Origin of the sequence: Pelosinus fermentans DSM 17108, from assembly GCF_000271485.2 — a bacterium.
Lineage (GTDB): Bacteria > Bacillota > Negativicutes > DSM-13327 > DSM-13327 > Pelosinus > Pelosinus fermentans.
Window position 1 is genome coordinate 3,945,402 of the sequence record NZ_AKVN02000001.1, and the last position, 12,799, is coordinate 3,958,200.

The window sequence follows — 12,799 nt, forward strand, 5'->3', positions numbered from 1 at the left end:
TTTTTTATATTGTTGCCAATGACGGTTGACGATCCGACGCGTCCAGCATTACACTCTGTCTGCGCCCAGACGCCTACTGTAAGATGTTCCCCGTCTTTCCTGCCCCGCCCTGGACAGCGTTAGATCGGGCTGTTGCGCCTTGTACCAGGCAGCGTACATTGCCGGCAGCACCAGCAGCGTCAATACGGTGGCACCGAACAGCCCGCCAGCTATTGCTACCGCCATCGGTCCCCAGAACACATTCGACATAAGGGGCACCATGGCGCAAACCGTGTTTCTTATAGTTTTTTCATATGTTTAGATAGTCTTACACAATATTGGCATCAACCGTTTTCTCCCTTATATTCTTTCCTCTACACCAATCAAATCCCTCTCACTCTGTTCTTGCTGAATGTTGATTCTGCGATAATGCGTCATGGGAAGGGGAAGATCGGTCCTTCTCTCGCATACTTTTATAATGCGCGGCGGTGAACCAACCACCGTGCAGTCACACGGCACATCCCGGTTTACAATGACCGTCTTGGCACCGATTTTACTTCTGCTGCCTACGGTTACCGGTCCCATGATGCTGGCTCCGTGACCGATATAAACACCATCCCCGATGGTCGGATGCCTTTTTCCCTTCTCTTTTCCTGTCCCCCCCAGCGTAACGCCGTGGAAAAGAGTACAATTCCTGCCAATCTCCACTGTTTCACCGATCACCACGCCACTACCATGATCACAGAAAAAACCCGGCTTAATTTTAGCCCCCGGATGAATTTCAATCCCGGTCAAAAAACGTAGTATTTGAGAAAAGAAGCGGGGTAGAAACGGTATTCCCATACGGTAAAGCGGCCATATCAAATATCGATGAGTGATCATCGCATGAAAGGATGGATACAGTAAAAACTCCACATTTTTGCAAGCCGGATCATTCCGATAAATGGCTTTAATATCCTCAAACAAAGCAAACATTTCGCTCTCCCACCTTTATTTATGCAAGTAATCTCTCGCTGTCATGAATATGGTACTTAATGTCGATTAAAACGGGTATTGTTGTAGTAATGATAAAAACCAACAAACTCTTTTAACACCTCCCTTTCATAACAACTCCTGGAGACAGTCGAGCATGAATCAAATCTAAAATAATTAACACCATTACAAGGTAAGTGGAATGACGTAAAAACATCTGCCATGCCATAGAATGTTATCGTTCGCTCAGGCTTCCCTCACGTTATAATCAGCCTGCGAAACTGCCCTGATCAGTTCTGAGAGGTACTCTTCGCCCAAATTCTGCACAAAGAAATGATTGCCGTCGAATTCTTTGATTGCAAATGCCCCATCCGTTACTTGCTGCCAATGCTGCATGACGGCTGCGTTGGCTTCGTGATCGTGCTTTCCCGCATGAGCAATGATCGGAATGCTGAGTTTTTGGCCCTGGTAATTGTAACTTTCGTGAAGCTTGTAATCGCTTCTGATCATTGGCAGTAAAAACTGAATAATTTCCCTGTTCTCCAGAATTTCCCGGGGAGTTCCGTTCAGTCTCTTCAATTCCCATATAAGAGTCTCATCGCTCATATGACTTTTGAACAACGACAGATCGGGGCGATGGGGCGCATGACGTCCGGCGACAATAAGCTTTTCAGGCTGAACCCCGTATTTTCCCTGAAGCTGATAGGCTGCTTCAAAGGCGATCATTGCTCCCATGCTGTGTCCGAAAAAATAAAAGGGACGGTTGTCGATTACAGTTATCAAACTGGAAATCATTTGTTCAATTAAGCAGTCAAAATTCTCCAGACATGATTCGGATATTCGTGCCCCTCTGCCCGGAAGCTCTACGGGGATAAATTCAACCGGCAGGCGGGATACCGCCCAATGTTTGAATATGGAGGAACTGCCGCCGGCATAGTGAAAGCAGAAAACCCTGTTTGTTTTTTTGATATCCCGGTTACGAGCAAAGGGAAACCAGTTGTTTGTAATTTTCATACATCTGAACTCCTCACAGTAAATACTTTGTTCCAGTCTTCCTCGGCTATCAGACGCTCAATCAGACTTCTATATGCGGCGAACATGCCTTCTATCACCGAATCCTCAAAAGCCTCTTCTACAAAATCCCAGATTAGCGACAGCGAACCGTTCCGTTCATAGGCCTGATGATCAATTGCGACCTGTGGCGTCTGGCTTATTGCGTATACTTCCTTCATATCCGGCGGAAAGATCTGTTCAGCGGTTTCAGAGGATTCTCCAAACAGCAGACTCGTAAAAACAACCGGCATCACTGCCTTACCCGGCGAATCTTTGGCAAGCCTGCGTAAAAGATCGAGTCCGTTGTGCGTGCGGTACTCGACTGCTTTCCATAACTGATTCTGTATGTCCCCCGTGTCTTGGACAAATGAACTCCCGCTGTTGTAAAAAAAAGCTATCAGGGTGATATTCGTGAAATCACCGAGAATTCGCGGCACGTCTTTATCCAGCGGCAGACGATTGAATAACGTGAGATTCAAGGTGATGTCTTTCCGGCTGCTCCAGCAGGAAAGTACTTTCATGTAAGCCGTGCAGATAACCGCGGAAGGCGTAAAACGGTATTTTTTTATCCTTTCACCAAGGGTATGCGAATCTTCTGAGGATAAAACAAACTGCAGTCTGCGGAAATGAGGTTGGACTATTTCATCAAAATTTTTCTTTAGGGGAAGTTCCGGAGCGGGCGGTATGTTTTTTAGTCTTTCTTCCCAGTAAAGTCCTGCTTCCTTATGGTAATTTTTAGATTTCAACCAGTTCTCTTCCTGGTTAATATATTCTCGGAAAGTAAAATTAGGCTGCGTAACGGCTTTTCCGTAATAGACCCTGAATATTTCCCGGAACATCATCTCGGCGCTCCAGCCGTCCACGATCAGGCAATCGAAACTGAAGTGAAGTCTCGAAATATTGTCGTTCAGTTGACTGATCTGAACATGAAACATCGGCCACTTGCCAAGTTCATAGCGGTGATGTGACCATTCGCTCCGGATTTCTTCAAGTTTTCGTTTGTCATCAATGTGATGCACCGGAATTTTAAAACGAGGGTTCCCCTGCAATACCTGCTGCGTACCGTTGTCATAAATGACGGTTCTCAGCATTTCGTGTTTTCTGATCACTTCATTTACGGCATTCTCAAGCTGTACCGGATTGATGCTGCTGCATTCGAACTCTGCATAATAATGGGCGCTGGTATTGCCCAGTTGATAGTCCGGCGAACGTCCTAAAACATATGCCAGCTGAATGGGCGTCAGCCGGAACGCCCGGTTGACCTGCAAAGAAAAGTCGCTGCCGGTTTGTCCCGGAGTTTCCTGGAGATACCGGATCAAACCTTCTTTATTTGCCTTCAGTTCCGCCTGTATCTCCTGCGTCATGGTACCCGCGGGAGCTTTGAATTTCAGCCGGTCGCCTTCCAGCCGCAAATAAATCTCCTGCGCACGGCACTTCTCTGTGAGCACCTCCATTTCCCGAAAACTGTCCGTCGCTGAGGCCGAAAGATCTGCTATCATTTTGGCTTTTTCCCGCCTGAAATCAATTTTGCCGGCTGCCATGGAATACAGATAATAATGCTGTGCAGCTAAATCGAACAAAACATGGTTTTTTTCAAACTCATAGGCGCCGACCTGCCCGCAACCTATGTCGAAAAGTCCGGCATGAGTTTCAAGCAGTTGGCAGATTAAGCCGGTTTCGATGAAACACAGCTTCAGTGAATTTCTTTCATGAATCGGATAAACAACATCGAGGTCGCAGACAAAATGCATGAGAAAAGCGGCATTTTTTAGCCCGTCGTAGCCTGATTCCGGACTACCGGGTGACAGCATTTCATGCCGGTGCAGTTGAACCAGTGAGTGTTCTCTGACATCAAGATAATAGCTGCCTTCTGCTATGCCTTCAATGCCGTTTTTGAATACCGACAGATAAATCTGGACGGGATATATTCCTCCGGCTGATCCGTAATTGAATCTTTTGTCTTTATGTGTAGTTTTTTGCAGGCAAAGCGCAAGAAACTGTTTAAAGGAAATCTGATCGATCTGAGCCGGCAGAAACTCCTGATCGCTTTTGTGCCAAAAGCAATGATCCTTTTTGAGGCTCAGCTCATCAAATTCCAGCGGAATTCTTTCGTTTGCCAGCAGCTCACTTCGCTGAGCGCTTATCGCTTTCCGGAAATATTCCCGTTCGTCGGGATTCTTAATAGGTTCGATCTTGCTGAGGTATTTAATCTGCTCCTGTGAAAACATGCAAAACCTGGCATCCGGTACGAGCTGTTTTGCGTTTTTATCTGCCAAACCGATATTTTTCTGCCTGTAAAAATCAATCAGCTCGGATACTGACCGGTATCTCACCATTTCGCCGACAGAAGGTCTGTCGGCATAAGCAGTTTCCAGGTGATTGGCAAGCCTGATAATGTCGACGGATGAAACGCCCATATCGCCGAAATTATCTGCGGGTTTTAATTCCGGCAGATTTAGTATTTCACGAACCGTCTGCAGAACCTGATGATATTCTGCTATGCCGTAATTAGCGGACGAAGAAGCTAGTTTGGTCAGATCGCCTAAGTTTTCAAGAAGCTTTTGCCGGTCAACCTTACCGTTAAAAGTCATCGGAAAGTCTTTAACAGCAATGATTCTTTCCGGGATAAAATAACTGGGCAGATAGGCTTTAAGACTGTTTTTCAGATCCGACTCAGAAAATGACGCCGGATCTCCTTTAACATAGGCGATCAGTTTTTTGCTCTCCATCCGGTCGCCAACAGGCAAAATAACAGGATCTCCGGTAATGCCGCATTTTCCGAAAGCCGACTGAATTTCTCCGGCTTCTATCCGGTAACCGTTGATTTTAAACTGATTGTCTTGTCTGCCGAGAAACTCAATCACGCCGTTTTGCATATAGCGCCCGTAATCCCCTGTATCATACAGTCTTTGCTTTAAAGCTGCATGCTGGAAAAAGACTTTATTGGTAAGTCCCGGTTCGTTCAGATAGCCGTCGGCCAGTCCTTGCCCCGCGATATGCAGTTTCCCCTTTACCCAGTCAGGGCATGGTCTGCCGAATTCGTCAAGGATATGAAAAGACTGATTGGCAAGCGGATAGCCGTAAGGCACGGATCTCCATTCCGGATCAATGCCGGTAACATGATAATAGTTTGACCAGATGGACGCCTCCGTCGCTCCACCCATGGCAGTCAGTTGAGCGTTGGGTAATGCCTGTTTGATTTTGTCAAACAAGCCCAAAGGTATCCAATCGCCCGACAGAATGATCTGTCTTATGCAGGTATCTTTTCCGGAATTTCCTCCACCGAGGAAATCTGCATAGATATCCATTAATGCCGGGACCGAATTCCACAGGGTTATATGATGTTCAAGCGCAAGTCTTCGCCAGCATTTGGGATCCATCCGCTCCGCTTCCGTAGGCAGAATCAGTGCTCCGCCTGCAGTCAATACTCCGAAAATATCGTGGACCGAGAGATCAAAGCTTAGCGCAGACACCCCGAGAATACGGTCCGCTGCTGTCACGCCGAGGCGGCTGTTCACATCAATAATGGTATTCATTGCCGCGTGGTGGGAAATGCAGACTCCCTTCGGTGTGCCAGTTGAGCCCGATGTGTAAATGATATACGCCAGATCCGAGGGACTGATTTCAACCTCATGCCATACGCCATCTTTCCCCTCCAGCTCCGAGGAAATAAGCTGCTTTACTGCCTCTTCCCCTAAGCTCAGAGCGTGATCGACAAACAATACAGTTATTTCGGCTTTCCTAAGAATGTCTAGCGTCCGGCTGGCCGGCTGATCGCAGGAAAGGGGCACATAGGCGGCACCGGCTTGAACGATACCGAGAACAACGGCTATTTGTTTAAAGGATTTACCCATTTGCAGCGCGACCCTGTCGCCTTTTTTAACGCCCTGTTCCTGCAGCAATTGGGAAACCTGATTGGCCCGGGCAATAAGCTGTTGGTAACTGTATTGCTGATTATCGAACACAACGGCTGTTTGATCGGCATCGGTAAAGGCTCTGTGCCGGATAATTTCATGCAGAAGAGTATCTTTAAATTCCCTTACCGTGCTATTCGCGTTCTCATGGGTTTGTCTCTGACGTTCAGTGCGCAGATCCACCAAAGTTTCCGACCAGAAATTTTTCCCCCTGGCCGCTCTCATGACAAGCTCAACATACTTCTCGAACATGGAATTGACCACATCCGGCTGAAAAACATCATCTAAAGCATCCCAAGAAAGGGTCACGCCGCCTTTTTCATTGTAAACCTGATGATCCAGCCAGACCTGAGGGGTAGATGATACCGACCATCCCATATTATCCAAAAACCCGCCCAATCCCGCGTTGTCATTCAGATTTTCCATACCAAGAGCACTTGTAAAAACCACGGGATACATTCGCTCCTGAGCGTCATCCCTTTTGTTCAGTTCTTTCACGAAATCAATCGCGGAATAATTGCTGTGTTCAATATCCGCCTGCATTTGTGACTGAATCGCGGCCGCGTTCAGGGCTGCGGCGATATTGTCCCGGCGGATTTCGACAAGCATTAACTGCGTAAAGTCGCCGATGATCTGATTGATCTGAGGATGGACATCTTCCCTGTCAAAGACGGTCAGCATAAGGGCAAAATGGCTGCCGGCCCCCCATGCCGAAAGAATTTCCACATAAAGGCTGAGCAGTGCGGCTGATGGTGTCAGGTTTTGCCCGGCTGCCGCCTGAACGAAACTGAGCCAGGTGTCGCGGTCAAGCAGTTTTTTCCGTCTGACAAATTTCCTTTTGACCGCTTGTCCCCCAGACAAATTTACGGGAAATTCCGGAGCTGCCGGAAATCCTTCTGCCCTGTCCAGCCAGTACTTCTTATCTAATTCGTACTGCCTGCTTTTCTTGCGTTCGAAAGTATAGCTCAGATAATCTTTGTATGAAACTTCCAGAACAGGCAACCGTCCGCCTGAGTAAAGGCAGGCCAAGTCTTTCCAGAAAATAAAGAGACTCAGGGCATCGGCAATCATGAAATCGATACCGAAATGAATACGCCATTGGCCCTCGTTCATTTCGGTCAGACGAATATCAAACATCGGTGTACCAAGCGGAATCACTTGTGTGGAAATCTCTCCTCTCACTACTTCGAGATGCGTTTGCAGGTCCGGAACCGCTTCCCGGTGATAAACGGTCAGTGGCGGCTTGATCTCCGGCATGATTTGTTGTGTTCCATCCACAGAGATAATGTTTCTCAGCATTTCGTGCCGCTGCAGCAGAGCATGCAAAGCCTGCTCAAACCTGGCAGGATCAAGTTCGTTCGTGTCGATTTCAAAACTCGCATAGCAGCCAACCCCACCCCATTCCAGCTCGGCATTTCTTCCCGCCCAATAGGCATACTGAACTTCGTTCAGCGGAAATGGTTCATAGCTTTTGTCAGGATAGGAATGGAATGGTATTTTCTCCTCAAAACCCGTTTCCTGATTTCTCATTTTTCCACAAATTATTTCTGTCCATTTGTTGATAGTGCAGTTACTTAGAAAGATTCCCGGATTCAGGGGAACCGCCAGATCGCTTTTCCATGACGCCACCAGCCTGGTGGTGACAATAGAGTTCAGGCCGTATAACAGCAGGTTTTGATCGTCCAGCAGCTCGTCTTCTGCCGTTTTCAGTTCACGAATCAGCGCTGCACGGATATATTTCTTCACTTCATCCGGGTTTGAAAATGCTTGCCCGGACAGAGGATCGCCGGGAAAGGCGGTTTTTTCTTCTTTTGTATCTTTCCAGGAACCGTTACGGATAAGCCTGAATATGGCTGGAGCGTGTTTTTTCTCTTCCTCAGTCAAAGAGGATAGATCTAAACCGCCCGGTGAATCCACCTGGTCGTGTTCCGTGAGGAACCAATGTTCTCCGCTTAATCCTGCAAGCCCGAAATGTTTTTCGCTAAACCGATAGTTCGGTATGGCGACTTTTTTGCAACCCGCTTCCGCATAGTATTTCTTCCATTCGATGTTGACGCCGCGATTGTAAAGATGAAAAACGCTTTTTTCAATCTGATCCGCCGTTTTTACATCCGGATAGTTGGAAGCGATACAATCCGCCTTATCACCGCAAATGCATTCCACCATGGAAGTCAGGACAGGGAACGGGCCTATTTCCAGAAACACATATTCTTCGGGGTTTTCTATTGACTTGACGCTTTCATAGAATCTGACTTCCGCCGGAATGTGCCGGCTCCAGTATTCCCATGAAGCTATCCCGGCACCGATCTGGCTGCCTGTCACATTGGAAATCAGCACTTTCGACGGGACGAAATATTTCACTTGCCGGGCAACGGCTTCAAAGCGGGCGACTATCGGTTCCATCAGCGGCGAATGAAAAGCGTGAGATACCTGCAGAGGCACTGTTTTTATTCCGTCATTTTCCAGTGCAGCGCAGACATCTTTCACTTCCTTTTCATCACCTGAAATGACGGTTTGTTCGGGAGTGTTGGCAGCGGCAATGGAAACGGATTTTTTATCTTTCAGTATATTTTGGACAATTTTCTTCCCGGTAAGAACTGCCGCCATCTTGCCGTTCTGAGGCAGCGAGTACATAAGCTCGCCCCTGGCAGTAATCAGTTTTACTGCATCCGCAAGATCAAACACACCGGCCAGACACGCTGCTGTATATTCTCCGACACTGTGTCCCATCATAAAGGCAGGTTCGACCCCGTATTCCAGCCACATCTGCGCCAGAGAATATTCAACGGCAAAAAGCGCCGGCTGCGTGTAACGCGTTTCGTGCAGGAAGCTGCCGGAGGAAAAAATAATCTCAATAAGATCCTTTCCTGTATTTTCTTTATAGTATGTATTGCATTGATCCAGGCAGGATCTGAAAATACGGTTTTCGCGGTAAAAATCCCCAAACATCGCCGGATACTGTGAACCCTGTCCCGTGAACAGAAAGATGACTTTTTTGTCCGTATTCTTACGGCTGACGTCAAGGTTTGTTCTGCCCGCGAGAGCTTGTTTGATGTTTGCTTTCAGCTCTCCGGCAGATTTGGCCCAGACGACTATCCTCTCCTTCAAATCGGCTTTCGCAATATTCTGGCTGTAGGATAAATCCGGAAAACTGATTTCTGCTCGCTTTGGGATTTTTTCCAGATAAGTTAAAAACCCTTCGAGCTGATCGCGCAATCCTCTTTCGGTGATAGAACTGAATTTGAAAGGCAGGACCTTTTCTTTATCGCAGAGAAGGGAATTTCCCCGTTCACGCGGCGACTTATTGCAATACTGTTCAACCACTACATGAGCATTGGTGCCGCTAAGACCGAAAGAATTGACTCCGGCAATTCTCGGTTTGTCCATACTGTTTTCCCATAAAAGCGTCTTCCTGGGCACGTCCACGTGAATATTCTGCCAGTTTATATGAGGCGAAGGGGTTTCAAAATGCAGATTACCCGGTATCTTGCCGTTCTCAACGGCAAGAACCGCCTTAATGAGCCCGGCAATGCCTGCAGCCGCTTCGAGATGACCAATATTGGTTTTTACAGTTCCCACATAAAGCGGAGTAATTCTGTCCTTGGCAAGAACATTGCCCAGTGCGGAAATTTCGATTGGATCGCCCAGCTCCGTGCCTGTGCCATGAGCTTCAAGATAGCCTATATCACGGGGATCAAGCTTGCAGCGTTGCCATACATCCGTGATTAGTTTCTCCTGAGCAGGCCCGTAAGGAGCGGTCAGTCCGGAACTCAGTCCGTCCTGATTTACACCGCTTCCTCTGATTACTGCGTGGATATGATCTCCGTCTCTTACAGCGGCTGAAAGCTTTTTCAGCACAACAACGCCGCAGCCCTCACCCCGGACAGTGCCGTTCGCTTTAGCATCAAAACTACGGATTACGCAGTCGGGGGATAATATATTCAATGTCGACAGTAGTTCCGTGGTTTCCGGTGAATACAGCAGGTTTACACCGCCGGCAATTGCCATATCGCAATCACCGGTCATTAATCCCTTACATGCCTGATCCACGGAAACAAGTGAGGAAGAACAAGCGGTATCCACCGTAATACCGGGTCCCTGAAAACCGAAGAAGTAGGAAACCCTTCCGGATAAGAACGAGAAACCACTGCCGGTTACATCACCAGGTTCAAGTGAAGCATTGATTTTTTTATCAAGATATAATTCATTGATGTAGTCCGGTAAAGTGACACCGGCATAGACCCCCGTTTTGGAACCTTTCAGTTTATCCGGGGCATAGCCGGAATTCTCCAGAGCTTCCCAGCAAACTTTGAGAAAGATGCGCTGCTGCGGATCCATTCTTTCTGCTTCTTTCGGTGATAATCTGAAAAGTCGGTGATCAAATGCTTCAATGTCTTCCGACAAAAAGCCCGCTTTTTTTATATAGGGATTATCTAAAATATTCTTACCACGGTATTTTTTCCATCTCGTGTCCGGAATGCTGCAGATCATATCTTTCATTTCAACCAGAATTTCCCAGAATTTTTCCAAATCCGTAATGCCACCCGGAAAACGGCAGGCCATACCGATGACGGCAACCGGCTCGTAATGGACGTTCTGTTGCGTATTTAACTCCTGTTTTAATCTTTGTATTTCCATAAGTGCTTTTTTTATAATCTGGCTCTTAGCTGTTGTTTCAGTATGCATGATCCGTTTCTCCTAATTCCTTTTTCAAAAGTTCAAAAAGCTCATCTTCCGAAAAATTATCGAATTCCGATTGTGCGAATACGGTGTGATCTGCAGCTTTTTTAGCTTGGACCGGCTTGTTGAAACTGATGTTGCAGAGAGAATACAGATGTTCACTCATTTGCTGTACTGTATTATAATTAAACAACGAAGCTGCTGGAACAATGAAACCCATAGCCTGTTCAAGGGAATTGCGAATAGATAGTGACATCATTGAATTGATGCCCAGTTCCGCAAAAGGTATGTTTTGATCAATTTCAGCCGTGGTAATGGCAAGCTGCCGGGCAACAAGTCCGGCAATAAACTCCGCCAGAGCTTCTCGGCTGTTGATTTTTTCACTGGAAACGCTAAAACTGCTTCTGATTTTATCCAGGGAAGAAGTTCCCACAATTTTGCTCCATTCGCAGTTTAAGTACATTAACTTTGCTTTGTTCCGCTGGATCTTGCCGCTTGTTGTGCGGGGAATATGCATCGGCGGAATAAAGATGATAATTTCCGCCGGGATGCCGTGTACCTTGAGGACATCTTCCCTAATTATTTTTGCCCATTTGTCGCATTGAGGATTTCTGACAGCCGAGCGGTTAACTTCCTGGATTAGAATCAGCTTTTCTTCTCCCTCCTGCGGGACAGAAAAAGCGGCAGCACCGTCTATACGGAGATCGGAGCCAGCATTGAATGCCGTTCTTTCAATGTCCTGCGGATAATAGTTCATACCCCGGATAATGATCAAATCCTTAATTCTGCTGGTGATATAAAGTTCGCCATTTGTATCCTTAAAGCCAAGATCGCCTGTTCTCAGATAAACCTGTCCGTTTTTTTCATCGGCGGGAAATGTATTCTTTGTTTCCTCCGGACGGTTCCAATAGCCTTTTGTTACAGAAGGTCCCGCAAAGCAGATTTCGCCTATTGCCTGCGCGCTGAGTTCTGTACCGTCTTCCGGATTTCTGATTGACAATTGATGCTCGTCCACCACAAAACCGTTGCCAACCAGATAGGTTTCTCCAATCGCTGCTTCATCTGTCATTTGCTGAGAAAACCCAAGATACCCTTTGTCAATTACCGAGATAGAGCCGCTTTGGAGATCCTTTCTGTTTAGTTTCAGCCAGCCGGCCTCTTGTCCTGCTTTATATGCCGACACAACCAGAGAAGCTTCGGCCAGTCCGTACCCCGGCGATAATGTATATTCTCTGAGCCCGAAATGTTGGGCCGTTTTATTGAATTTGAGCAGTGTATTCATATTAACCGGCTCGGCGCCGCAAATAGCTCTTTCCAGAGATTTAAGTGAAATACTTCCCGCTTCGGCATAAGTCAATTTCTCCAGTTTGTCAGCCGCCAGTTCATAGGCGAAATTGGGCGCTGTGGTATGAGTCGCTCCGTAGACTGAAATGGCCTTCATCCAGTTCATAGGCTGTTGCATGAAATCAGCAGGGTTCATTAAAATTACTTTGTAACCGGAATAAATTCCCTGAAGAATACCGAGAATCAAGCCCATATCATGGTAAAAGGGAAGCCAGCTCACCATAACGCTGTCTTCGTGAAACCTAAATTTGTCTTTAATCTGCTTCAGGTTATTCATCAGAGCGGAATGGGTGACCATGACCCCTTTGGGATCTCCGGTGGAACCGGATGTGTACTGCAAAAAAGCCAGCTCATTAAAACCTGAAATAGTTTCGGCAAAAACATCTTCCTGCTCCGAATATACAGGCAGCGCGGATAGCGTTTCGGAATTTTTCAGCATGTCTTTAAGTGAAAAAACACCGGTTTTGTCGGTAATAATGCAGCGGGCCTGAGAATTCATGGAAATATTTTCCCATTTCGCAAGGGACTTATTCCGGCCCGGCATATTTATGGGAACAGGAATTGCGCCAATACGGTTGCAAGCAAGAAATGATACGATGAAATCGATTCCCTGATGAAACATCAGTATACAACGATTGCCTTCGGCAATCTTAAGAGCAGAGAGACTAGAGGAGAGAGCCGATACTCTTAAAAATAATTCCGAATAGGTGATTTCCGATAAATTAAAGGCTGCATCGAGCATTCCGTAAGCGGTTTTATCTGGAGTGTGCTGCGCTCTGAAATTCAGAATCTGAACAACGGATTCAATATTTTTTCTTACTTTTGTATTTCCATCGTTTGTCATATCTTTCTCCTTT

General features: G+C 46.8%; 4 protein-coding genes and 1 pseudogene. All 5 read right to left on the minus strand.

The window, feature by feature from the left end:
- Nucleotides 1-48: 48 nt before the first annotated feature.
- Nucleotides 49-264, minus strand: a pseudogene (locus FR7_RS18185) (hypothetical protein); the annotation flags it as partial.
- Between the two features lie 75 nt (nucleotides 265-339).
- Nucleotides 340-954 (minus strand): serine O-acetyltransferase EpsC, encoded by a 615-nt coding sequence (gene epsC / locus FR7_RS18190; protein WP_007937332.1) that lies wholly within the window; start codon nucleotides 952-954, stop codon nucleotides 340-342.
- A gap of 243 nt (nucleotides 955-1,197) precedes the next feature.
- Nucleotides 1,198-1,965, minus strand: a complete 768-nt coding sequence (locus FR7_RS18195) for a thioesterase II family protein (RefSeq protein ID WP_007937338.1) — start codon at nucleotides 1,963-1,965, stop codon at nucleotides 1,198-1,200.
- A complete protein-coding gene (locus tag FR7_RS18200; RefSeq protein WP_007937340.1) occupies nucleotides 1,962-10,604 on the minus strand; it encodes a hybrid non-ribosomal peptide synthetase/type I polyketide synthase in 8,643 nt (2,880 codons plus the stop codon). Before FR7_RS18200 ends, FR7_RS18195 begins: the two co-directional genes overlap by 4 nt.
- A complete protein-coding gene (locus FR7_RS18205) occupies nucleotides 10,594-12,786 on the minus strand; it encodes an AMP-binding protein (RefSeq protein ID WP_007937342.1) in 2,193 nt (730 codons plus the stop codon). The genes FR7_RS18200 and FR7_RS18205 overlap by 11 nt, the downstream gene beginning before the upstream one ends.
- Nucleotides 12,787-12,799 lie beyond the last annotated feature (13 nt).

Coding starts and splice junctions, on each gene's coding strand:
- epsC (WP_007937332.1), bottom strand. CDS start 954: ATGTTTGCTTTGTTTGAGGATATTAAAGCCATTTATCGGAATGATCCG.
- FR7_RS18195 (WP_007937338.1), bottom strand. CDS start 1,965: ATGAAAATTACAAACAACTGGTTTCCCTTTGCTCGTAACCGGGATATC.
- FR7_RS18200 (WP_007937340.1), bottom strand. CDS start 10,604: ATGCATACTGAAACAACAGCTAAGAGCCAGATTATAAAAAAAGCACTT.
- FR7_RS18205 (WP_007937342.1), bottom strand. CDS start 12,786: ATGACAAACGATGGAAATACAAAAGTAAGAAAAAATATTGAATCCGTT.